Here is a 23,379-nt window from a genome sequence, read left to right on the forward strand (position 1 = left end):
CCCGTTTGCCGACTGCGGGCCGCCGCAGGTCACTTGTCGGCGACGGCACCGATGCCTGTGTCGTTTTCGCTGGTCAGCGTGATGCTGCGGTGATCGATCCGATATTTCACCGTGCCCTTGAAGAGCTCCAGAAGGCTCCGTTCGGCGGCCATGAGTGAGTCGGAGCACATCTTGCGGGTGGTCCGCGCATTGCCGAGGGTGATCTCGTCCTCGCTCACCGTGGCGTTCGCCGACACCTCGTTGCAGCCGAGGCTCCCGCTCAGCGTGCCCGCCTTCTTGTCGAGGGTGAACCAGGCCTTGCCCTGGACGGCCTCGGGGAGCGAGGTAGCGACGTCGTGATCCATGAGGGAGTCGATCCGCCACTTCGTGCCGTACAGCTCGGCGGGCTTCTCCTCGCTCAGCTTGACGGTGTCGCCGTCGCCCGTGGTGAGGGTGAGCCTGCCGTCGGTGGTCTCGGCCGTGAACTTCTCGGTGTCGAGCGTGCGGGCGAAGGTCTCCTCGAACTTCATCGGGACGTCGTCGCAGGCCATCTCGGTGGACCGGGCGGTCGCGAAGTCGATGCCGTCGTCCTTGAAGGAGGCGGTCGAGCCGAAGGTGTTGCAGCCGTAGTTGCCGTCGACCTCGCCGTTGTCGGCGATCTTCAGGTAGGCGCCGTCGGGGGCCTCCTCGGTCTTCCCGCCCACCGTGAGGCTGTCGACCTTCCAGCGGACGCCGGTGACCGATGCCTTCGTGGTGTTCGAGCCGACATTGCCGCTGCCGGGGTCGCCGGCCGACTCGGTACCGCAGGCCGCGAGCAGCGGAAGCGGAAGCAGGGCCAGGGCGGTGAGGGTCAGTCGCTTGTCCATGCCGGTGGGACGGGTGGGGTGCATGGGTGGTTCCACCGGATTCATCCGGACGGCGACACGCCCGTCGCCGACCGGCGGTGGCACGGGAGCCGGGCCGGGGGTCAGCTCATGAGCGGCAGCAGCCCGCTCAGGTCCGCCCGCTCGCCGCTCGCGCTGACCTTCGCCCCGTCCAGGGCGGCGGCCCAGTCCAGGCGCCCGGTGGCGAGGCGGATCCAGGTCAGCGGGTCGGTCTCGACGACGTTCGGCGGGGTGCCCCGGGTGTGCGGCGGCCCCTCCACGCACTGCACGACGGCGTACGGCGGGATCCGCACCTCCGTCGAACCGCCGGGCGCTCTTACGGCGAGGGTGTCGGCGAGCAGCCGGACGCAGGTGGCGAGGGCGTGCCGGTCGAACGGGATGTCGAGGCCGGGGACGGCGACGTTCAGGTCGTCGGTGTGGACGACGAGCTCGATCGTGCGGGTGAGCAGGTAGTCGTCGAGTGTCATGCCGCCGGCGCGGGTGTCGATGAGCCGGTTCTGCGGGGTGGCGGCGAGCGCGTCGGCGATCCGCTGCGCGCCCCCCGCGTAGAGGGCGACGAGGTCGGGGTTGGCCTCGGCCAGGTCGTGGCTGCCCTCGGCGATGGCGTCGGCGTGGGTGGCGGTCGCGGAGGCGTAGTCGAGCGGGCCGAAGTCCGCCTTCGCCGGCTCGGGGCGGCCGAGGGCGCGGCTGACGCTGTCGACGGCCATGGTGATGTGGGTGGCCAGGTCCCGCACGGTCCAGGCCCCGAGCCGGGCCGGCAGCGCGAGCTGCTCGTCGCCGAGAGCGCCCACGGCCTCCCGTACGTGCCCGAACTGGGCCAGCACGGCCTTGCGGGTCTTGGCGGGGTCGTAGGTGCGGGGGCGTCTCCTGGCCGGGGGCATGGGCGCGAGCCTATTCGGAGGGGAAGGCGGAGGGGGCGGGGAAGTCGATGTCGGTGCAGTCGCGGGCGGCGGTGATGTCGTCGACGTAGGCCTTGAAGAGGGGGCGGAGGCGGGGTTCGATCGCCCTGACGTACGTGTAGCTCACGGTGAGGGCGTGGATCGCGGGCTCGCCGTCGCAGGTGGAGGAGGTCCACCAGATGTAGCCGAGGCCGGCGCGGCCGGATGTGCCGGGTGTCAGCGGGGTGCGCCTGCCGCCGAACGTCTCGCCGACGACCTTGCGGGCCTCGTCGCCGAAGTAGGACTCGGTCCGCAGCCACCACGGGGAGTGGTCGAGGAGCCCTTTGTACTCGTCGTAGTCCTCGGGGAGCTCGGGCCAGACCCGCTTCACGTGGGCGGGGCTCGCCGCGAGCAGGCAGGAGTCCTTGAAGCTGTGCTCGCCCACCCGTGGTGTCTCCAGGGTCCGGTCGGGCAGGCGGCCGCGCTCCTCCTGGCCCAGGAACTCGGCGTACCAGCGGCAGGAGCCCTTCGCCTCGGGGGCCTTCTTGAGTTCGGCGTCCGGTATCCACAGCCTGGGGAAGGAGGCGGGGTACCGGTATTCGGGAGTGCAGCCGACACGGTCCGCGACCTTGTAGGCGGCGTCGGCGGCCAGCTCGATGACGGTCACACGGTCCTGGCGGGAGACATCGTCGTAGAGCGCCTCGGCCACGACGTTCACCGAGGTCACGCCGTCCTTGGCCGTCTCGCAGCCGACCTTGAACGTGACGGTGTCGTCGTTGTAGTGCCCGAGCCGGCCGTCGTCCTCGGCGGGCTGGTCGAGGGGGTAGTCGGGCGACTGGTCGGCCACGCGGGTCACGTCCTCGGCGCCGCCGCGATTGCGTGCGAAGAACGGGTTCAGGCGGTCGGACACGATGTTGGGGTGATCGTCGCCGGGGTTCGTGTGGACCGACATCGCGAAATGCCCGTACGACGTGCCGGGTTCCTCGACCCGGTAGATGGCGCAGCCGCCGGGGAGGGAGTCGAGCGTGAAGGGGTCGTCGCTGCCATGCCCCGCACGGGCCCGTGCCGTGCCGCCGTTGAGCCCGAGGACCCGGTCCGGGTCGACGAGGCCCGCGCAGGCCTCGGTGATCCGCTCCCGGCTCGTCAGCCGGTCCCGGTACTCCTCTACCTCCAGCCACCCGGCCCAGCCACTCGCCCCGATGCCCAGCACGGCGGTGGTAGCCACGAGCTTGTTGAAGGCGTTGCGCGGGCGGCTGCCCCGGTCCGGGAAGCTCATGACGCGGCCCTCTCCGGGGACTCGGCGGATTCGGCGTTCTCGGCGTACGAGGCCGTGAACGTCTTGTGCGCGGGGAACACGATGCCCGTGCAGCCGTGGCGTTCGGCGGCATCGGTGACGTACGCGCGGAAGACCTTCTCGTACGCCGGTGTCGCCAGCTTGTCGTAGCCGACCGCGATGGTCATCGTGTGGATCCGTGGCTCGCCCTCGCAGACGGAGGAGGCCCACCAGACCGGCTCGCCCTGGTTGTCGCGGCCCGCCTCGCCCGGCGCCGCGACGGTCGGGGTGTCGTCGGATTCGAGGTCCTTGAGCTGGACGTTCTTCGCGAGTTCGCCGGAGTAGGTGTGGAAGGAGGCGAACCACTGGCCCGGGTTCTCCGGCTTGACGACGTGGCCGTACTTCTTCTCGTCCGCGTGGGGCCAGTAGAGGCCGTTCGCCCGACCCCGGCTGAGCACCAGGCCGCAGCTCTCGTCCCACGTCTCGCCCTTCCGACGGCTCTCGAACACCTGGTCGGCGAGGAGGTCCTGGCGGGCGAAGCCGGCCTCGCGGTACCAGGCACAGGTGCCGTTCGCCCGGGCGGCCGGGACCGGGCCCTCCGTCAGGGCGGGGATGTCCTTAGGCGGGTCGGGCAGCCGGTCGGCGCAGCCCAGCCGGTCGGCGAGGTTGTTGGCGGTGAGCACGGCGGTCTCGGCGAGGACGTTCCGGTCGTGGTCGGTGAGCTGGCCGTTGTCGTGGAACGCCGACCCCAGGTCCATCAGGGAGGCTCTCGCCCACAGCGACTTGACCGGGCGGCCGTCCGACTCGCCCTCGGCACAGGGCAGTTCGACGACGACGTCCGAGTCCGTGACCAGGCCCGTGATACCGCCGCCGAGCGGCTCGGCCGGGTGGTTGGGCTTGCCGAGGGGGTCGACGAGGAAGTCCCAGGAGCCCTCCGGAACCGTCGGGGCCCCATCCGGGTGGACGCCCACGGCGGCGGTGAAGAACCACCTCTCACCGGAGCGGGTGCCGAGCTTCTCGCCCGCCCCGGTGCTGAACATCTCGCAGTCCTGGGGCAGCCCGGCGTCCAGTGCGATCGTGCCCTCGTCGGCCACACGGTGTCTGATGCTGCCGCCCGCCGGGGAGAGCGCCAGCACCCGCCCGGCCGGGACGAGTCCCGCGCAGCCCGCGTCGATCTGGCGTCGGTTGTTCCAGACCTGCCAGATCTCCCTGCCGCTCCAGCCGACGCCCACGACCGCGACCAGGCACAGCAGCACGTTGACGGACTTGCGTATCCCGTCCGGGACTTCCACCGCTCTGCCTCCCCCGTTCCGGCCGACGGCACGTGATCTCACCGTCGGCCAGCCGAAGTTAGCAGCGCGGCAGGAAGGGCCGGGCACGGGATCCCGGTCCCTACAGGACCGCCACACATGACGTCGGCCCCGCCCGTCGTGACAGGCGGGGCCGAAGTGCCGTACGCGAAGAGGACTCACGCCACTTACGCCACTTACGCCAGCAGAGCCGGGATCGTCCCCTCGTGGGCAGTCCGCAGCTCGGCCAGCGTGAGGGCGAACTCGCCCTGGACGTCCACCGAGTCACCGTCGACGACACCGATACGCGTGGCCGGCAGGCCCCTCGCGCCGCACATGTCGTTGAAGCGGACCTCCTCGGAGCGCGGGACGGCGACGACCGCACGCCCCGCCGACTCCGACAGCAGGAAGGTGAACGCGTCCAGGCCGTCCGGGACGATCAGTCGCGCGCCCTTGCCGCCGAGCAGAGCCGACTCCACGACCGCCTGGATCAGACCGCCGTCGGACAGGTCGTGCGCGGAGTCGATCATGCCGTCGCGGGAGGCGGAGATCAGGATCTCGGCCAGCAGGCGCTCGCGCTCCAGGTCGACCTGCGGGGGCAGACCGCCGAGGTGGTCGTGGACGACCTGGGACCAGGCCGAGCCGCCGAACTCCTCACGGGTGTCACCGAGGAGGTAGAGCAGCTGCCCCTCCTCCTGGAAGGCGACCGGCGTGCGCCGGGCCACGTCGTCGATGACGCCGAGGACCGCGACCACCGGGGTGGGGTGGATGGCCACCTCGCCCGTCTGGTTGTAGAGCGAGACGTTGCCGCCGGTCACCGGGGTGCCCAGCTGCTGGCAGGCGTCCGCGAGGCCGCGTACGGCCTCGGCGAACTGCCACATGACCGCCGGGTCCTCGGGGGAGCCGAAGTTCAGGCAGTCGGAGACGGCGAGGGGCTTGGCGCCGGTGGTGGCGACGTTGCGGTACGCCTCCGCCAGGGCCAGCTGGGCGCCGTGGTACGGGTCCAGCTTGGCGTAGCGGCCGTTGCCGTCCGTCGCGATGGCGACGCCCAGGCCGGTCGATTCGTCGACGCGGATCATGCCCGAGTCCTCGGGCTGGGCCAGCACCGTGTTGCCCTGCACGAAGTGGTCGTACTGCGAGGTGATCCACTGCTTGGACGCCTGGTTCGGGGACGCCACCAGCTTCAGGACCTGCTCGCGCAGCTCCTCGCTCGTCGCCGGGCGCGGCAGCTTGTTCGCGTCGTCCGCCTGGAGCGCGTCCTGCCACTCGGGGCGGGCGTACGGGCGCTCGTAGACGGGGCCGTCGTGCGCGACCGTGCGCGGGTCAACGTCGACGATCTTGCCGCCGTGCCAGAAGATCTCGAGGCGGTCGCCGTCGGTCACCTCACCGATCACCGTGGCGATGACGTCCCACTTGTCGCAGATCTCCAGGAACCGGTCGACCTTCTCCGGCTCCACGACCGCGCACATGCGTTCCTGCGACTCGCTCATGAGGATTTCCTCGGGAGAGAGCGTGGAGTCGCGCAGCGGTACGTCGTCCAGGGTGACGCGCATGCCGCCGGAGCCGTTCGAGGCGAGCTCGGAGGTGGCGCAGGACAGGCCGGCCGCGCCGAGGTCCTGGATGCCGACGACCAGCTTCTCCTTGAAGGCCTCCAGGGTGCACTCGATGAGGAGCTTCTCCTGGAAGGGGTCGCCGACCTGGACGGCGGGGCGCTTCGACGGCTTGGCGTCGTCGAAGGTCTCGCTCGCGAGGATCGAGGCGCCGCCGATGCCGTCGCCGCCCGTGCGGGCCCCGTAGAGGATGACCTTGTTGCCGGCGCCGGACGCCTTGGCGAGGTGGATGTCCTCGTGCCGCATGACACCGATGGCACCGGCGTTGACCAGCGGGTTGCCCTGGTAGCAGGAGTCGAAGACGACCTCGCCGCCGATGTTGGGCAGGCCCAGACAGTTGCCGTAGCCGCCGATGCCGGCGACGACGCCCGGGAGGACGCGCTTGGTGTCGGGGTGGTCGGCGGCGCCGAAGCGCAGCGGGTCCACGACGGCGACCGGGCGGGCACCCATCGCGATGATGTCGCGGACGATGCCGCCGACACCGGTGGCCGCGCCCTGGTAGGGCTCGACGTACGAGGGGTGGTTGTGCGACTCGACCTTGAAGGTGACCGCGTAGCCCTGGCCGACGTCCACGACACCGGCGTTCTCGCCGATGCCGACGAGCAGCGCGTCGGACTGCGGGGCCTTCTCGCCGAACTGGCGGAGGTGGACCTTCGAGGACTTGTACGAGCAGTGCTCGGACCACATGACGGAGTACATGGCGAGCTCGGCACCGGTGGGCCGGCGGCCGAGGATCTCGACGACCCGCTCGTACTCGTCCTTCTTCAGGCCCAGTTCGGCCCAGGGCAGCTCGACGTCGGGGGTCGCGGCCGCGTGCTCGACCGTGTCCAGAGGCGTCCGGCTCATGCGTTGACCAGCTTCTTGAGGATCGAGGTGAAGAAGGGGAGGCCGTCGGTGCGGCCGGTGCCGATGAGCGGCTCCACGGCGTGCTCCGGGTGCGGCATCAGACCGACGACGTTGCCCGCCTCATTGGTGATGCCGGCGATGTCGTTGAGCGAGCCGTTGGGGTTGAAGTCGAGGTACCGGAAGGCGACGCGGCCCTCCGCCTCCAGCTTGTCCAGCGTGTACCGGTCGGCGACGTAGCGGCCGTCCATGTTCTTCAGCGGGATGTGGATCTCCTGGCCGGACTCGTAGTCGGCGGTCCAGGCGGTCTCCGCGTTCTCCACCCGCAGCTTCTGGTCGCGGCAGATGAAGTGGAGGTGGTCGTTGCCGAGCATCCCGCCCGGGAGGAGGTGGGCCTCGGTGAGGATCTGGAAGCCGTTGCAGATGCCGAGGACCGGCAGTCCGGCCTTCGCCTGCTCGATGACCGTCTCCATCACCGGCGAGAAACGCGCGATGGCGCCGGCCCGCAGATAGTCGCCGTAGGAGAAACCACCGCACAGCACCACGGCGTCGACCTGGTGGAGGTCCTTGTCCTTGTGCCAGAGCGCGACCGGTTCGGCGCCGGCCAGCCTGATCGCACGCTGAGTGTCCCGGTCGTCGAGGCTGCCGGGAAAAGTGACGACGCCAATACGTGCGGTCACTTCGCCGCCTCCGCGACTTCCTCCACCTTGACGGTGAAGTCCTCGATCACGGTGTTGGCGAGGAAGGATTCCGCCAGTTCATGGATGCGGGCGAGCGCGGCGTCGTCCACCGGACCGTCAACTTCCAGTTCGAATCGCTTTCCCTGACGTACGTCGGAGACACCCTCGAAACCGAGGCGCGGCAGCGCGCGCTGCACCGCCTGGCCCTGGGGGTCGAGGATCTCCGGCTTGAGCATGACGTCGACTACGACGCGTGCCACTGGCACTCCCGGTGTGTGGTGCTGAGCAGGTTCCTTCAGACTACCCGCACAAAATTTCTACGCGAGTAGATTCGTAGGAATCTACAGGAAATGCAGGTGACGGCGGTCACGGTGCGGTATCGGTTGATCACCCTCACGAAAAGATCCGGGAAAGATCCCGGATCCCTATTGCGCGAGGGACACGCGGACGGATTAAGTCTGTCTTCACAATGCAATGACGGGCACTGTACAAATGAATTGGCAATAGCCGATACTTTGCCCAAATAACAGCCGGACAGCCGACATCTTCCTGACGTCAGGGCACGTCAACGGAGAGATGTCGCACGAAGGGACCGATATTCGTGGCGCAGCGTGTCGTGGTCACTCTCTCCGACGACATCGACGGCTCGGAAGCGGCGGAGACGATCGCCTTCGGACTCGACGGCAAGTCGTACGAGATCGACCTGAACGAAGCCAATGCCAAGAAACTGCGTAAGGCGCTCGCGCCCTACGTGGAGGCCGGCCGCAAGCGGTCGAGGTCCGGCAAGGCGTACAAGCAGACCCAGGTCGCTCCAGACCCGGCGGCCGTCCGCGCCTGGGCCCAGGCCAACAAGCTGGAGGTCCCCGCGCGCGGGCGGATCCCCAAGAAGGTCTACGAGGCGTTCGCCGAGGCGCAGTAGGCGCGTCCCGGTCGGCCGTCCTCAGGGTTCGTCAGCGATCCCTGGGGGCGGCTCACTTGGCCCCCTGGGACAACCGACTTGCGTTGCACCCCGGCGGATCAGCTAGAGTCTGGAGCACGCCGAGGGGCAAGGCCGAAAGGCCCGGCTCACCGGAGTCACGCGGGTGTAGTTCAGTAGTAGAACATCCCCCTTCCAGGGGGAAGGCGCAGTGTGCAATTCCTGTCACCCGCTCTGATCGCTTACCAACCACTCTTGTGGATCAGGTAAAGTGGTCAACGCGCCGATCGGTGGGAGCCGGTCGGAGGCAATGCGGACGTAGCTCAGTTGGTAGAGCGCAACCTTGCCAAGGTTGAGGTCGCGAGTTCGAGCCTCGTCGTCCGCTCTTGAATGAAGACCCCGGTCCACTGGACCGGGGTCTTCTTCGTGTGCGTGCCTCCCGTGTCTGACATTTGTCATGCCGAGTGATGACACCGCACACTCCCGCACGGCCCGTACCGCCGAGACGCTGAAGACATGAAAACGAACGGGCACAAGGGCGTGAGCACCCACGATCACGAGAACGTGATCGAGGTCACCGACCTGCGGCGCGTGTACGGGGGCGGTTTCGAGGCCGTACGGGGGATCACCTTCTCCGTCGGCCGGGGAGAACTCTTCGCGCTCCTGGGCACCAACGGCGCGGGCAAGACATCCACGGTCGAACTGCTGGAAGGGCTCGCACCGCCGTCCGGCGGCCGGGTGCGCGTCCTCGGACACGACCCCTACGGGGAGCGCGCGGCCGTACGCCCCCGCATCGGCGTGATGCTGCAGGAGGGCGGCTTCCCCTCCGAGCTGACCGTCGCGGAGACGGTACGGATGTGGGGCGGCTGCACCAGCGGGGCGCGGCCCGTCGGGGAGGCGCTGGAGATCGTCGGCCTCGGGCGACGGGCCGGCGTACGGGTCAAGCAGCTGTCCGGGGGTGAGAAGCGGCGCCTCGACCTGGCGCTCGCGCTCCTCGGGCGCCCCGAGGTCCTGTTTCTCGACGAGCCGACGACCGGGCTCGACGCGGAGGGGCGCCAGGACACCTGGGAGCTGGTGCGGGAGCTGCGCGACGGGGGTACGACCGTGCTGCTCACCACGCACTACCTGGAGGAGGCGGAGGACCTCGCCGACCGGCTCGCCATCCTCCACGAGGGCAGCGTCGCCGCGACCGGCACCCCGGCCGAGGTCACCGCCTCCCAGCCGTCCCGCATCTCCTTCGAACTGCCCGCCGGGTACTTCCTCGGCGACCTGCCGCCGCTCGGCGAACTGGGCGTCACCGGGCACGAGGAGAACGGCCGCGTGGTGGTGCTGCGCACGAAGGAACTCCAGCGGGCGGCCACCGGGCTGCTGCTCTGGGCCGAGCGGGCGCGGGTCGAGCTGGCGCGGCTGGAGGTCCGGTCGGCCTCCCTGGAGGAGGCGTTCCTGCGGATCGCTCGGGAGACGGCGGAGGCGGCGCGTGGGGGATCGGAATCCCGTACAGGCACAGGATCGGATTCGGGTACGGGATCGCGTACGGGATCGGATTCCCGTACGGGCGCAGGATCACGCAAGGGCGGGGTGGTGGCATGAGCACGACCATGGGTACGGCGGAGGGGACGGGCGTGGCGCCGGTCGTCACGGCCGGGACGACGACCCTCAGGGGCCGGATGACCGCCCTCGCCCGCGCCGAGCTGACGCTGCTGGGGCGCAGCCGGGCCACGCTGATCACGGCGGTGCTCGTGCCGTTGCTGCTGCCGCTCAGTGTGCGGTCGGCCACGGACGAGATGGACCTGGAGAAGGCCGGGCTGAGCGTCGGGACCGTCCTCCTCCCCGCCGCCATCGGCTTTTCGCTGCTCTTCGCGATCTACGCCGCCCTGACCAACGTCTATGTCGTACGCCGTGAGGAACTCGTCCTGAAGCGGCTGCGGACCGGTGAGCTGCGCGACCCGGAGATCCTGGTCGGGGCGTCGCTGCCGGCCGTCGGCATCGGGCTCGCGCAGTGCGTGCTCGTGGCGATCGGCTGCACGGTCCTGCTCGACGTCGGGGCGCCGCCCGCGGTCCATCTGGCCGTGCTGGGCGTGCTGCTGGGCGTCGTCATGTGCGTGGCGCTGGCGGCGGTCACCGCGAGCTTCAGCCGCACCGCCGAGAGTGCCCAGGTGACGAGCCTGCCGGTGATGTTCGTGTCACTGCTCGGGTCGGGCGTCACCGTGCCGCTCGAAGTGCTGCCGGACCGCGTGGCGTCCGTCTGCGAACTGCTGCCGCTCAGCCCCGTCATCACGCTTGTGCGCGGCGGCTGGACCGGCGACCTGTCCGCGTACGACGCCCTGGGCGCCGTAGCCACCGCGCTGGCCTGGACCGTCCTCGCGGTGTTTGCTGTACGGCGGTGGTTCCGCTGGGAACCGCGCCGATGAGGGGAGTTGGGCCATGCGGGGGCCGGGGGCCTGGTGGCGGGGGAAGACCACGCCGGCGAAGGTGGAGACGTATACGCGGTGGTCGTTCCACTCGTTCGCGGTGATCGAGATACTCGCGTTCGGGCTGCCGTTCCTCAGCAAGGTACCGATGTCGCACTTGGGCTGGCTGTTCGTCCTGGTGTGCGCGCACGCGGCGCTCGGCGCGGCGACCGGGGCGCGGGCGCTCGACTGGGTGCGGGGCACCCGCGAGCAGCCCCTGCGGCTGATGTGGGCGCTCGGCGTGGTCAGCGTGCTGCTCGGCGCCGTCGCGTTCGCTCTCGCCGACCGTGAGAACGACGACGCCACGTCCACCGTGTTGGGCTCGATGTTCGGCGGGGTGCTGATGTTCGGCCTCGGCCTCATCGCGCTCGGCATCCGCAGGCGGCGACGCGTGCTCTATCTGATCGCGGGCTTCGCGGGCGGCTCCGGAGCACTGGCCCTCGCCCTGGGCTCGGCCGCGGCCGACGCCCTGGCCGCGTCGGTCCTGGTGCTGTTCGGCACCTCGTTCTTCGCCTTCACCTCCGTCTTCTCGGTCTGGCTCCTCAGGGCCGTCTACGAACTCGACGACGCCCGAGAGACCCGTGCCCGCCTCGCCGTCGCCGAGGAACGGCTCCGGTTCGGGCGCGACCTGCACGACGTGATCGGCCGCAACCTCGCGGTCATTGCCCTGAAGAGCGAACTGGCCGTCCAGCTGGCCCGCCGGGAACGGCCCGAGGCCGTCGAGCAGATGATCGAGGTCCAGCGGATCGCGCAGGAGTCGCAGCGCGAGGTGCGGGAGGTCGTGCGGGGGTACCGCGAGGCCGACCTCGGGATCGAACTCTCCGGCGCGCAGGGCGTGTTGGAGGCGGCGGGCATCGGCTGCTCGGTCGCGGGGGCGGACGCCGCCGGGTTGCCCGGCGAGGTGCAGTCCGCGCTCGCCTGGGTGGTACGGGAAGCGACGACGAACGTGCTGCGGCACGGGAACGCCGGGCAGTGCGCGGTGGCGTTGAGGGTGGCGGAGGGGCAAGTGGTGCTGACCGTGGAGAACGACGGGCTACGGGCCGTCGGGGACGGGGACGGGGAGGGTTCGGTGGGGAACGAGGGCATCGAGGCGGGCGAGCGCGCGAAGCGTTCCGTCGGCGCCGGTTCCGGGCTCGCTGGGCTGCGGGAGCGGTTGGCTGTCGTGGACGGGACGCTGGAGGCGGGGCCGGTGGGCGGGGATGCGTTCCGGGTGGTGGCTCGGGTGCCGCTGAGGTCGGGGGAATCGCGGGGATCGGGGTCCGGGGCGGAGCGGGGAGCGGGGGCGAGCGTGACTTCCGCATCGGACTCGGGTCCGGGCTCCGCTTCGAGGGGTGCGGCGGCTGCGGTTGGTTCGGCGGTTGTGCGAGGGGGCGCCTCATGACCGGCGTACCGGAAGTGGTGGCGCGGCCCGTGCGGCTGTTGCTCGCCGATGACGAGCATCTGATCCGGGGGGCGCTGGCCGCTTTGCTGGCGCTGGAGGACGACCTGGTCGTGGTCGCGGAGGCGGCGAGCGGGCCGGAGGCGCTGGCGATGGCGCTGGCCCACGAGCCGGACGTGGCCGTGCTGGACCTGCAGATGCCGGGAGCGGACGGTGTGAGAGTCGCCACATCGCTGCGGACCGAACTGCCCGGCTGCCGGGTGCTGATCGTCACCGGTCATGGACGGCCCGGACATCTGAAGCGGGCGCTTGAGGCGGGTGTGCGCGGGTTCGTCCCCAAGACCGTCAGCGCTCAGCGGCTCGCGGAGATCATCCGCACCGTGCACGCCGGGAGCCGTTATGTGGACCCGGAGTTGGCGGCCGACGCGATCTCCTCCGGGGACTCGCCGCTGACCGCGCGAGAGGCCGAGGTGCTGGAGTTCGCCGCCGACGGGGCGCCCGTCGCGGAGATCGCCGAGCGGGCCGCGCTGTCCCAGGGAACTGTCCGGAACTACCTCTCCTCGGCCGTGTCCAAGCTCGGTGTGGAGAACCGGCACGCGGCGGTGCGGCTCGCACGGGAGCGAGGTTGGGTATAGTAGGCCTCGCGCCACGGCGCAGCGCGGACGTAGCTCAGTTGGTAGAGCGCAACCTTGCCAAGGTTGAGGTCGCCAGTTCGAACCTGGTCGTCCGCTCGTGAAAGAAGGCCCCGGTCCACTGGACCGGGGCCTTCTTCGTCTGTGCAGCTGTCTGTCTAGCTCCAGCGCGTACCGGTCAGACGCTCGTACGCCTCCACGTACTTGGCGCGGGTCGCTGCGACGATCTCCTCCGGCAGCGGCGGCGGAGGCTGCTCGCTCTTGCGGTCCCAGCCGGAGGCCCCCGAGGTCAGCCAGTCGCGGACGAACTGCTTGTCGAAGGACGGCTGGGCGTGGCCCGGCTCCCACTGGTCGGCCGGCCAGAAGCGGGAGGAGTCCGGGGTGAGAACCTCGTCGGCGAGGACGAGGGTGTCGTCCTCGTAGCCGAACTCGAACTTGGTGTCCGCCAGGATGATCCCCCGGTCACGGGCGATGTCGCGGGCGCGACTGTACACGGCGAGGGTCGTCTGGCGCAGCTGGGCGGCGGTCTCCGCGCCGACCTGGCGGGCGACCTCCTCGTACGACACGTTCTCGTCGTGCTCGCCGACGGCGGCCTTGGTGGCCGGGGTGAAGATCGGCGCGGGCAGCTCCGAGCCGTCGACCAGGCCCTCGGGGAGGGCGAGGCCGCAGACCGTACGGGAGTCGTTGTACTCCAGCAGGCCCGAGCCGGTGAGGTAGCCGCGGGCCACGGCCTCCACCGGGACCATCCGCAGCGACTTGCAGACCAGGGTGCGGCCCGCCCAGTCGGCGGGGGCACCCGGTGGGAGTTCGGTGCTCAGCACGTGGTTCGGGACCAGGTCGACGAGCTGGTCGAACCACCAGAGGGACAGCTGCGTGAGGACGCGCCCCTTGTCGGGGATCTCCGTCGGCAGCACCCAGTCGAACGCGGACGTTCGGTCGCTGGCGACCATCACGAGGTCGCCCGCCTCGTTCTGGTACAGCTCGCGCACCTTGCCGGTGTGCAGGTGCACCAGGCCCGGAACCTGGATCGGCTCGGGCTTTTCTACGAATCCGGACACGGTTCCTCCCCGTGGTGATGTCCAAGTGGCTCGATTCTCCCGTACGGGGGCAACCGATCTCGCCCAGGGGTTGCCCCGCCGAGAGTCGGCACGGGACTCGGTACGGGATTCAGTCACGTTTGCAGATGCGGTCCAGGAGATTGGCGGTGGCTCGCTGAACACGGGTGTCCACGTGGCCCGGGCGGTCCAGTGCCGGGGACCAAGCGAACGTCCCGGATGCGAAGACCCAGGCTCCGGAGGGCGCACGGTAGAGGGAGGTCTCCTGGTGGCGGACGATGTCGGCGCTGTCCCGGTACGGGGAGTGGGCGAGGAGGATGCGGCCCTGGTGCTCGGGGAGCGGGGTGCGGGGGAAGTAGCGGTCGGCCTCGCCCGCGACCATGCCCGCCAGTTCGTCGTTCTCCTGGGCGCCGGTCGCGTCCCAGAGCCAGTGGTCGGCGTTGCGCACGACCAGGGGATGGGGTTCGGGGACCCGGCCCTCGTACTGGATGCCCATCAACTGCTGCTCGGGGCGGTCGATTTCGCGCCACAGTACGGGTTTGCCGGGGCCCCGGCGTTTTCGGCAGGTGAGGAGGCGGTCGGGGACTCCGGACGGGGACGGGCCCAGCTCCACCTGCCAGTACATGGTGTTGGAGGAGAGGAAGACGAGTGAGGTGCCGCCGTCGCGGGCGAGCTCGGTGGTGCGGCGCATCTGCGGCGACCAGTACTCGTCGTGGCCCGGGAAGACGAGCCCCCGGTAGCGGGTGGGGTCGACGCGGCCGGAGTGCAGGTCGCGGGCGTCGGCGTACGCGAGGTCATAGCCGTACCGCTCGGCCCAGCGGATGAAGTCGTAGGCGTGGCCGACGTGCAGGGGGAGGCCGGCGCCCGCGTACGGGCGGTCGAAGGAGACGGTCGTCGCGGCGTCGGACTCGCCGAGCAGCCGGCCGTCCTCGTCCCAGGCGTGGTAGAAGCTGGCGCCCGTGCGGCCGTCCTCCGGATACAGGTTGTACGCCTGCCAGGTGATGTCCGGGAGCAGGAGCAGCAGGTCGGCCTGGCGGTCGTCCCGGATGGTGAACGGCACGTGGGAGCGGTAGCCGTCGGCGGTCGTCAGGACCGCCACGTAGGCGCCGATGTTCCAGTAGCTCGGGATCTGCAGCCGCCAGGAGAGCCACCAGTGGTGGCAGGAGACCGTGCGGTCGGCGGTCAGCGGCGGTGGCTGGACGATGCCGGAGAGGCGCGGGCTGGTGGTGATCTTCGCCGCGCCGTCGCCGCTGTAGTGGCCGATGCGGTAGATGTCGACGGCGAATTCCTGGGGCGGGTCCACGGTGATGTGGAAGTCGATGGACTCGCCGGGCGCGGCCACGCCGGTTGCCGTGAACCCCTTGATCTGCCGGTGCACGTCGTCGGCCGAGCGCGGGCCCGGTGGGGTGCGCGGGGCGGGGACGCGGGCGCCGCCGCCCTTGGCCGGTGCGCCGGCCTCGGGTGGGCCCGGGTCCACGTACCAGGGGACCACTCGGCCCGTGTCGTCGAAGTACGTCACCGTGCCCCGTAGCCAGGGGACGGGGCCCTGGCCGAAGGGGTCCGTCACGGCGTGGGCCAGTGCGCCCGATTCCCAACGGCGGATGTGGTGCTCCGAGCCCATGAGTTCTCCCCTCCCTCGTCCCCCGTGAGCTGTCGCAAGCCCTTGCTGCGTACGCGATCGGTCCCAGCACATCACATTACGCACGCGCTTCGTCACCGTTCGTCGCGAATTGACGAGAGTGGAAGGGGTGGCTCCGGGTGGGGAGTTGGGGGCGGGTGGGGCTGGGGGCGTGGGCTCGGGGTCGGGGGCTTGGTTTGTTCGGCGGTCGTGGGTGGTCGTGTTGTGGGTGGGCGGTCGTGTTGGGGGGTGGTCGTGTTGTGGGGGGTGGTCGTGTTGTGGGGGGTGGTCGTGTTGGGGGGTGGTCGTGTTGTGGGTGGTGATAGGGGCGTGCGTGGGTGATTGGTGTGGGGGGTCACGCGTGGGGTGGGGCGGGGCGCGGGGCTGGTCGGCGGGGTGGCGCTCAGACCAGGCGGACCGGTTTCTCCGGGCGGACGCCGAGGCGGCGGAGCCAGTCGCGGAGGGGGGCGGGGTCGCCGTCCTCCACGAGGGTGAGGACCCGGGGGGTGAGGTCGGCGGCCCGTTCGCCGTCGACGAGGAGGGAAGGGCCGTCCAGCCAGTCGAGGCCCGGGGTGGCGCCCGCCGTGTCCATCGCCGCGCAGCAGACCATCGCGGTGACGTGCTCCGCCAGCAGATCGCGACCCGTTCTGGGCGGCTGCATGGGGAACAGCGGCAGCAGACCGTCGTCCCACAGGGCCCGGTCCGGGCCTGACGCTTCGGCTCCACCGGGTGCGGTGGCTGCGGCAGCCGGGGCCGCCGCCTCCTCCCGCGCCAGCTCGGCGGTCAGAGCGGCGGCGAGGGCGGTGGACCGGACGTTGGCGATGCCGGGTTCGTCCTCGTCCCCCGCGTGCTCCTCGTCCACGGCGTCGTTGCGGGATATGGCGTCGTTGCGGGATATGAGGTGCCGGTCCGGTTCGGCGGCGGGGTCGCGGTCGTGGTCGCTCTCGCGGCCGCTGTCGCGTGCGTGAGCGGCTGCGAGGAGGCCCGGCTCGGGGTTGTCGGACGCTTCGGCGTGCGGTTCGCATCCGTGAGCGGCTTCGGCGTGCGGCCCGGAGCCGTGAACGGCTTCGGCGTGCGGCTCGTGGTGCTGAGCGGCTTCGGGGTGCGGCTCGTGGTGCTGAGCGGCTTCGGGGTGCGGCTCGTGGTGCTGAGCGGCTTCGGGGTGCGGCTCGTGGTGCTGAGCGGCTTCGGGGTGCGGCTCGTGGTGCTGAGCGGCTTCGAAGGTCGGCTCGCGGTCGTCGGCCGCTCCGACATACGGCTTGCGCGTGGCGGCGGTTTCGGCGTGCGGCTCATGGTGGTCGGTGGGCTCGGTGTGCGGCTCACGGCCGTCGGCCGTCTCCGCGTGCGGCTCACCGCCATAGGCCGTCTCTGTGTGCGGCTCACGCTCGCCGGCCGTCTCCGCGTACCGCTCACGCCCGCCGGCCGTCCCGGCGTACCGCTCATGCCCGTCGGCCGTCTCCGTGTACCGCTCACCGGCGTCGGGCGTTTCGAGGGCGTGGTCGTGGGCCGGTAGTGGGGTCGTCAGGTGGTTCAGTACGCGGGAGAGGGTGGGGCCGCCGGGGGCCGGGCCGGCGGGGTCCGTGTGGGTGCTGTCCGGGGTGTGGCGGACGCCCAGCGTGTCGAGGACTCGGTGGAGTCGGGCCGCGTCGGTGCGCCACTTGCGGTCGACGACCTCGTCCGGGTACTCGTGCCAGTCCACCGGCGACCAGTCGGGGCCGGATTCGGCGGGGCCGCCGTGGAAGAGGCGGGCGGCGAGGAGGGACGCGGCCTCGTCGACCGTGCCGGGCTCCTCGAGGAGGTCGCAGGCGGGGCGCTCGCCGAGCCGGGAGGCGAAGCCCTCGGCGAGACGGTCACGGCGGGACAGCTCCGTGAGCGCGGCGACGACACCCGCGTCCAGACGGGACGGCCAGCGGCCCATCCGCCAGGCGGGCAGCGCGACCCGGGTGAGGAGCCGGTCCCAGCCCGCGTAGGCCAGACCGACCTGTTCCTGGGCGACGATCCGCAGACCGTAATCCACGGCCTGTGCACGCTCGGCCGCCGCGGCGGCGACCCCGCGCTCCATCTCGGCCGCGTGCCCCCGGCAGCCGCGCAGGAGCAGCCGGGTCACCCAGCCGACACCGGCCAGCACGGTCCGGACGAGCGGACCGCGCGTCGGTGCGGAGGTGACCGCCACGGCGGCGTCCAGCCCGCGTACGAAACGGCGGGCCGCGGCTATGTCCGGGTGCGCCGAGGGTCCCGTACCCGCGACGACCGGTGCCAGGACCGCCCGCAGCTCACCGACCCGCATCCACCACAGGAACGGCGAGCCGATGACGAGCACGGGGGCGATGGGCGGACGGTGCCGCCGGGGGGACGACAGCCCGGAGTGCAGACCGGACGGCAGGCCGGGTGAGAGTCCGCGTGCGCCCGCCATCTCGTCGGTCCTGTCGCCGGCGGCACCGGCAGCATCGGCTGCGGAGGGGGCGGGTCGATGGGGTGTGGGGGTCGGTGGGCTGTGGGACGGGTGGGTGCGGTCCTCCAGCCAGCTGTCGCAGTCCGGGGTGAGCGCTATCCCGGAGGGGGGCGGGACGTCGAGGCGGTCGGCCAGGTCCCGGACCAGGCGGTAGAGGTCGGGCGCGGCCTCCTCGGTGATCGAGACCGTGGGGCTCACGGCGGGCCGGGCGCGGGCGACGACGAGCGCGACGCCGGCGGCGGCGAGCAGCACGAGCGCGGCGAGGCCGGACACCACCCAGCCCACCATGGACCAGCCCCGACCGGTCAGATGACCACTGGACCCGCCGACCAGCAGGACGACGGCGAAGGCCGCGGGCAGCACCGCCACCGCCAGCGCCCTGCTGCGGACGCGCAGCACGGCGAGGGCCCGGGAGCGCGCGGCCTGCGCGCCCGCCTCCTCACCACCTGCCATACCGGTCACGGCCCGACGTCCCCCCTGTTGTCCCGTGCGGCGCGACCCCGGGACGACTGCTCGTCACGTGGTCTCCACCGACTGCCCTGACGTTGCTCACTCCCCCACTGTGGCACCCACCACCGACATCGCAATGCCGGTGGGCCAAGTGCCGGAACACTTGCGCCGCACCCTAGTTGGGGCCCCGGCCGCCGTCAGCCGGATGGACCATCGCTCACTCGATGGAATGGCTTTGGGGAGAGGTGGATGACGCTGAGCAAGGATGGGGCCCCGGATTCCGACGGATTCTCCAGGGGGTTCCTGGGGGTCTCCGAGGGATTCCGCGGCCTGGGGTTCGTACCCGTTGGGGTCGCTTCGCAAGCGGATGTCGCGAAAGGGACGGATGCGCGCGGAAGGGTGTCGAGGGGCGCGGAAGGTCACGGTTGCGCGGCCGGAACGACGGGCCACCGCTCGCGCCTCGAGAGACAGCCGTCAGCCGGTCGGGCCGGGTTTGGCGACGACCGGCTGAAGGGCGAGCGGGGCTGGTTCCGGCGACGACCAGCCCCGGTTCAGGGGCGAGCGGGGCTGCTTTGGCGACGACCAGGCCCGGGACGGTCTCGGCGAGTTGGCACGACCGGTTCGGGGCCGGTCAAGCCGTCACGCCTCGGCTGCCGCCTTCGCCGCGATGTCCGCACGGTGCTGGGAGCCGTCGAGGTTGATGCGGGCGACAGCCGTGTACGCGCGGTCGCGGGCCTGCGTGAGGTCCTTGCCGGTGGCGGTGACGGAGAGGACGCGACCGCCGGCGCTGACGATATCGTCACCGGCACGCTTGGTACCGGCGTGCAGCACGTACGCGTGCGGCGCGTCCACGGCGGCGACCTCGTCGAGACCGGTGATGGGGTCGCCGGTGCGCGGGGTGCCGGGGTAGTTGTGCGAGGCCACGACGACGGTGACGGCCGCGTCGTCGCTCCAGCGGAGGGGTTCGAGGTCGGCGAGCGTGCCGTTCGCGGCGGCGAGCAGGACACCGCCCAGCGGGGTCCGCAGGCGGGCGAGGACGACTTGCGTCTCCGGGTCGCCGAACCGGGCGTTGAACTCGATCACCCGTACGCCTCGGCTGGTGATCGCCAGGCCCGCGTAGAGCAGGCCGGAGAACGGGGTGCCCCGGCGGCGCATCTCGTCGACGGTCGGCTGCAGCACGGTCTGCAGTACCTCGTCGACCAGCTTCGGGTCGGCCCACGGGAGTGGCGAGTACGCGCCCATGCCGCCGGTGTTGGGGCCCTCGTCGCCGTCCAGGGCGCGCTTGAAGTCCTGCGCGGGCTGGAGCGGGAGGACGGTCACGCCGTCGGTGATCGCGAAGAGGGAGACCTCGGGGCCGTCGAGGAACTCCTCGATGACGACCCGGCCGCAGGCGAGCGCGTGCTCGCGGGCCTGGGTGAGGTCCGCCGTCACGACGACGCCCTTGCCGGCCGCGAGCCCGTCGTCCTTCACGACGTACGGCGCGCCGAAGGCGTCCAGTGCCTCGTCGATCTCCTCGGGGGTCGTGCAGACGTACGACCGGGCGGTGGGCACGCCCGCCCCGGCCATGACCTCCTTCGCGAAGGCCTTGGAGCCCTCCAGCTGCGCGGCCTCCCCGGAGGGGCCGAACACGGGGATGCCCGCGCCGCGTACGGCGTCGGCGACACCCGCGACTAGCGGGGCCTCCGGGCCGACGACCACCAGGCCGGCCTCCAGCCGCGTGGCCAGCGCGGTCACGGCGTCGCCGTCCAGCGCGTCGACCGAGTGCAACTCGGCGACCTCCGCGATGCCCGCGTTGCCGGGGGCGCAGTGGAGTGCGGTGACAGCGGGATCGAGGGACAGCGAACGGCACAGCGCGTGCTCACGAGCACCGCTACCAATGACGAGGACCTTCACGGGCCCAGCCTAACCGGAGGCGGCGGGGGGCTTTGTGCGGGCTTCCGAGAAGCGGGATGGCGAGGGTTTGTCGGATCGTACGAAGGGTGAGGGGGTGGAGCGAGTGGGTGGGTGTGCCTGGAAGCCATCCGGGGGCGGGCAGCAGTGTTGCGGCGAAGGGCCTGCCCTTGAGCTCCGTCGACAGGGCGCAGCAGCGGCCGGGGGCGCGGCAGCCGGCACCACGTGCTGTGGAGGCCGGTCGGCAAGGTGCCGTAGCGAGCCGGGGCGCGGCAGCCGGGGCGCTGCCGTGAGCCTTGCGGCAACCCCCTTCTCCCCCTCACCCCCCGCTACTCGTTCGTGATCTCCTCGACCACCGTCGCCCCCAGTTCCCGGACGATCAGTTCGTGGCCGGAGAGGGCGGATTCGTCGAGGTCGGGGTCGTCGTCCTCGGGGGTGTCGTCCTCGGGAGAGACGGGCGAGGGCTCGGGGGGCGGTGCGGGGGCGGTGGGCGGGGCCGACTGCTGGGGCGTAGCCGGTCCTGGGGGTGCCGGTCGGGCTGCCGGGGGCGGAGCCTGGGGCGCGGCGGGTCGCGACGCCGGGGCCGGGGAGCCACCGCCGTAACCTCCGCCCACGCCGCCACCGCCGTACCCGCCACCTCCGCCGTAGGCCGGCGCGGGAGAGCCGTAACCGCCGGGGGCGCTCGGCGGAGGGGCCGAGCCGCCCGAGGTGTCGATGACGGCCTCGATCTTCCAGTGCACGTTGAACTGCTCGGCCAGCGCCGCCCGCAGTACGTCCTCGCTGCCGCTGCTCGCGAAGTTGTCCCGCGCGCCCGCGTTGACGAAGCCGATCTGCAGGGTCGTGCTGTCGAATCCGGCCACGTGCGCGTTCTGGCTGAGCAGGATCCAGGTGAAGCGGCGGCGGTTCTTCACCGTCTCCAGGATGTTGGGCCAGAGCGTGCGGGGGTCGAGTCCAGCGGGGGCCGGGTTGTAGGCGGCCGGGGACTGGGGGGCCGCCGGGGAGCCGGGCGGGGCGTACGCGGCGGGTGGGCCCGAGGGGGCGGGCGCGGCGGACTGGGGTGGCGCGGCCGGGCCGGGTGCGGATCCACCGCCGGTGGGCGCGGCCGTCGGCCATCCGCCGGGCCGACGCCCACTGCCTGCGGTCGCCGGAGTGGGCCAGGAGCCAGGGGCGGGGGCGGGGGTGCCGGGCGAGTTGGCGTCGGCGTTCGCGGGGGCGGTGGGCGCCGCCGGAGCGCCGGTCGCGGCGGCCGGGGCGGTCGGTGCGGCCTCATGAGGGGCAGCCGGAGCCCGTCCGGGGTCACCCGCGCCCGGTCCCGCCTGGCCCCCTACGGCGCCCCCGGCACCGTACGCGTCCGAGCCCGGACCGGCACCAGGACCCTGCGCAGCACCAGCACCCGGCGCACCAGGCCCGGCGCCGGAGCCAGCGCCCCGAACCGCAGCCCGGGCCGCCGCCGCCCCGCCCCCCGGCGGGGCCTGCGGGGCCTGCGGGGCCTGCGGGGCCTGCGGGGCCTGCGGGGCCATACCCATGGGCGCGGCCGCCCCCCCGTGCGCTTCGGGTCCAGGGACGTATCCCATGGCAGGGCCGGCGCCCGCGCCGGAGAAGTTCACCCCTCGCTCCAGGCGGTCCAGGCGGGCCATGACGGAGCGTTCGTCGCCGTAGGTCGCGGGGAGGAGTACGCGGGCGCAGATCAGTTCGAGCTGGAGACGGGGGGAGTTGGCGCCGCGCATCTCGGTGAGGCCCTCGTTGACGAGGTCGGCGGCGCGGCTGAGCTCGGCGGCGCCGAAGACACCGGCCTGGGCCCGCATACGGTCCAGGACCTCGACGGGGGCGTCGATGAGGCCCTTGTCGATCGCGTCGGGGACGGCGGCCAGGATCACCAGGTCCCGCAGCCGCTCCAGCAGGTCGGCGACGAACCGCCGCGGATCGTTGCCGCCCTCGATGACCCGGTCGACGACCTCGAAGGCGGCCGCCCCGTCCCCCGCGGCGAAGGCCTCGACGACCGAGTCGAGCAGCGACCCGTCCGTATAACCGAGCAGCGACGTCGCCATGGCGTACGTCACGCCCTCGTCCGTCGCGCCCGCGAGCAGCTGGTCCATGACGGACATCGAGTCACGCACGGACCCGGCGCCGGCCCGCACGACCAGCGGCAGGACGCCCTCCTCGACCGGGATCTTCTCCTTGCCGCAGACCTCGCCGAGGTACTCGCGCAGCGTGCCGGGCGGCACGAGCCGGAACGGATAGTGGTGCGTACGCGAACGGATCGTCCCGATGACCTTCTCGGGCTCGGTGGTCGCGAAGATGAACTTGAGGTGCTCCGGCGGCTCCTCGACGACCTTCAGCAGCGCGTTGAAACCGGCCGACGTGACCATGTGGGCCTCGTCGATGATGTAGATCTTGTACCGGCTGCTCGCGGGGCCGAAGAATGCCTTCTCGCGCAGCTCACGGGCGTCGTCCACACCACCGTGCGAGGCCGCGTCGATCTCGATGACGTCGATCGAACCAGGGCCGTTCCGCGCGAGGTCCTGGCAGGACTGGCACTCCCCGCACGGCGTCGGCGTGGGACCCTGCTCACAGTTCAGGCACCTGGCGAGAATCCGCGCGCTGGTCGTCTTGCCACACCCGCGCGGCCCGCTGAACAGGTACGCGTGATTGACCCGGTTGTTCCGCAGCGCCTGCTGCAGCGGGTCGGTGACATGCTCCTGCCCGATGACCTCGGCGAACGACTCCGGGCGATAGCGGCGGTACAGCGCGAGAGACGACACGCATACGAGGTTATAGGCGCCCACTGACAACGCGGACCGCCCGCCGGACGAGAACGGAAGCCCTCACGCGGGACAGGTCCCTCACCGGGCGGGACCGAGGCGAACGCCGGCGGTGCCGACGCCGAGGCGCATGAACAGGAAGAGGTTCCGTGCGCGGGCCCTGTGAAGACAGAGACCTGACCCCTTACGACAAAGACCCCTCACGCACCCGCCAGAGCCAACCTACCCTTGCTGCCTTCCGGCCCTGGGGGAGTTCAGTCAGATAGCGCCGCGTGAGGGGCTGACCCCAGCCTACCCGATCCCCAGCGCCCGCCGACCCGCCTCCCCGCCCCTCCCTCCC

17 protein-coding genes, 3 tRNA genes and 1 other RNA gene are annotated in these 23,379 nt (G+C 71.6%); 8 read left to right on the top strand and 13 right to left on the bottom strand.

The window, feature by feature from the left end:
* Window positions 1-29: 29 nt before the first annotated feature.
* The 7 genes from ACWD26_RS04425 to purS form a co-directional block, all read right to left on the bottom strand.
* Window positions 30-845 carry an META domain-containing protein gene (locus ACWD26_RS04425; protein WP_451266630.1) on the bottom strand — a complete coding sequence of 272 codons (816 nt, stop codon included), beginning with the start codon at window positions 843-845 and terminating at the stop codon, window positions 30-32.
* A gap of 101 nt (window positions 846-946) precedes the next feature.
* Window positions 947-1,744: a sterol carrier family protein gene (locus tag ACWD26_RS04430; RefSeq protein ID WP_451266100.1), complete on the bottom strand. Its 798-nt coding sequence runs from the start codon at window positions 1,742-1,744 to the stop codon at window positions 947-949.
* Between the two features lie 10 nt (window positions 1,745-1,754).
* Window positions 1,755-3,017, bottom strand: a complete 1,263-nt coding sequence (locus ACWD26_RS04435) for a hypothetical protein (protein WP_451266102.1) — start codon at window positions 3,015-3,017, stop codon at window positions 1,755-1,757.
* Window positions 3,014-4,306: a hypothetical protein gene (locus tag ACWD26_RS04440; protein WP_451266103.1), complete on the bottom strand. Its 1,293-nt coding sequence runs from the start codon at window positions 4,304-4,306 to the stop codon at window positions 3,014-3,016. Before ACWD26_RS04440 ends, ACWD26_RS04435 begins: the two co-directional genes overlap by 4 nt.
* A gap of 194 nt (window positions 4,307-4,500) precedes the next feature.
* Window positions 4,501-6,759: a phosphoribosylformylglycinamidine synthase subunit PurL gene (gene purL, locus ACWD26_RS04445; RefSeq protein WP_451266105.1), complete on the bottom strand. Its 2,259-nt coding sequence runs from the start codon at window positions 6,757-6,759 to the stop codon at window positions 4,501-4,503.
* Window positions 6,756-7,436 carry a phosphoribosylformylglycinamidine synthase subunit PurQ gene (gene purQ / locus ACWD26_RS04450; protein ID WP_451266107.1) on the bottom strand — a complete coding sequence of 227 codons (681 nt, stop codon included), beginning with the start codon at window positions 7,434-7,436 and terminating at the stop codon, window positions 6,756-6,758. Before purQ ends, purL begins: the two co-directional genes overlap by 4 nt.
* Complete coding sequence (gene purS, locus ACWD26_RS04455; protein WP_200306228.1) at window positions 7,433-7,696, bottom strand: phosphoribosylformylglycinamidine synthase subunit PurS; 264 nt, start codon at window positions 7,694-7,696, stop codon at window positions 7,433-7,435. Before purS ends, purQ begins: the two co-directional genes overlap by 4 nt.
* Window positions 7,697-8,037: 341 nt before the next feature.
* Here purS and ACWD26_RS04460 point away from each other — a divergent pair, with 341 nt between their 5' ends.
* From ACWD26_RS04460 to ACWD26_RS04495, 8 genes are all read left to right on the top strand, one after another.
* Window positions 8,038-8,355, top strand: coding sequence for a histone-like nucleoid-structuring protein Lsr2 (locus ACWD26_RS04460; protein ID WP_184892149.1), 318 nt, complete (start codon window positions 8,038-8,040; stop codon window positions 8,353-8,355).
* A gap of 159 nt (window positions 8,356-8,514) precedes the next feature.
* A tRNA-Gly gene (locus tag ACWD26_RS04465) sits at window positions 8,515-8,586 on the top strand.
* Between the two features lie 78 nt (window positions 8,587-8,664).
* Window positions 8,665-8,737, top strand: a tRNA-Gly gene (locus ACWD26_RS04470).
* A 131-nt stretch (window positions 8,738-8,868) separates the two neighbouring features.
* Entirely contained in the window at window positions 8,869-9,942 is a 1,074-nt protein-coding gene (locus tag ACWD26_RS04475; protein ID WP_451266110.1) for an ABC transporter ATP-binding protein, read from the top strand.
* Entirely contained in the window at window positions 9,939-10,763 is an 825-nt protein-coding gene (locus ACWD26_RS04480) for an ABC transporter permease (RefSeq protein ID WP_451266112.1), read from the top strand. Before ACWD26_RS04475 ends, ACWD26_RS04480 begins: the two co-directional genes overlap by 4 nt.
* Window positions 10,764-10,776: 13 nt before the next feature.
* Window positions 10,777-12,183, top strand: coding sequence for a sensor histidine kinase (locus tag ACWD26_RS04485; protein WP_451266114.1), 1,407 nt, complete (start codon window positions 10,777-10,779; stop codon window positions 12,181-12,183).
* Entirely contained in the window at window positions 12,180-12,815 is a 636-nt protein-coding gene (locus ACWD26_RS04490; RefSeq protein WP_451266116.1) for a response regulator, read from the top strand. The genes ACWD26_RS04485 and ACWD26_RS04490 overlap by 4 nt, the downstream gene beginning before the upstream one ends.
* A 23-nt stretch (window positions 12,816-12,838) precedes the next feature.
* Window positions 12,839-12,911: transfer RNA gene (locus ACWD26_RS04495), tRNA-Gly, on the top strand.
* Window positions 12,912-12,970: 59 nt separating this feature from the next.
* Here the strand turns inward: ACWD26_RS04495 and ACWD26_RS04500 are convergent.
* The 6 genes from ACWD26_RS04500 to ffs all read right to left on the bottom strand — a co-directional run bounded on the left by ACWD26_RS04500 (window position 12,971) and on the right by ffs (window position 23,324).
* A complete protein-coding gene (locus ACWD26_RS04500) occupies window positions 12,971-13,870 on the bottom strand; it encodes a phosphoribosylaminoimidazolesuccinocarboxamide synthase (RefSeq protein WP_451266117.1) in 900 nt (299 codons plus the stop codon).
* A gap of 109 nt (window positions 13,871-13,979) precedes the next feature.
* Complete coding sequence (locus tag ACWD26_RS04505; protein WP_451266119.1) at window positions 13,980-15,488, bottom strand: N,N-dimethylformamidase beta subunit family domain-containing protein; 1,509 nt, start codon at window positions 15,486-15,488, stop codon at window positions 13,980-13,982.
* Between the two features lie 400 nt (window positions 15,489-15,888).
* Window positions 15,889-18,390 carry a hypothetical protein gene (locus tag ACWD26_RS04510; protein ID WP_451266632.1) on the bottom strand — a complete coding sequence of 834 codons (2,502 nt, stop codon included), beginning with the start codon at window positions 18,388-18,390 and terminating at the stop codon, window positions 15,889-15,891.
* 636 nt (window positions 18,391-19,026) lie between these two features.
* Complete coding sequence (gene purD, locus ACWD26_RS04515) at window positions 19,027-20,280, bottom strand: phosphoribosylamine--glycine ligase (protein WP_451266121.1); 1,254 nt, start codon at window positions 20,278-20,280, stop codon at window positions 19,027-19,029.
* Window positions 20,281-20,606: 326 nt separating this feature from the next.
* Window positions 20,607-23,039 (bottom strand): DNA polymerase III subunit gamma and tau, encoded by a 2,433-nt coding sequence (locus ACWD26_RS04520; protein ID WP_451266123.1) that lies wholly within the window; start codon window positions 23,037-23,039, stop codon window positions 20,607-20,609.
* A 188-nt stretch (window positions 23,040-23,227) separates the two neighbouring features.
* Window positions 23,228-23,324: signal recognition particle sRNA small type (gene ffs / locus ACWD26_RS04525), an RNA gene on the bottom strand.
* Window positions 23,325-23,379 lie beyond the last annotated feature (55 nt).

The organism is Streptomyces sp. NPDC002787 (genome assembly GCF_053592095.1).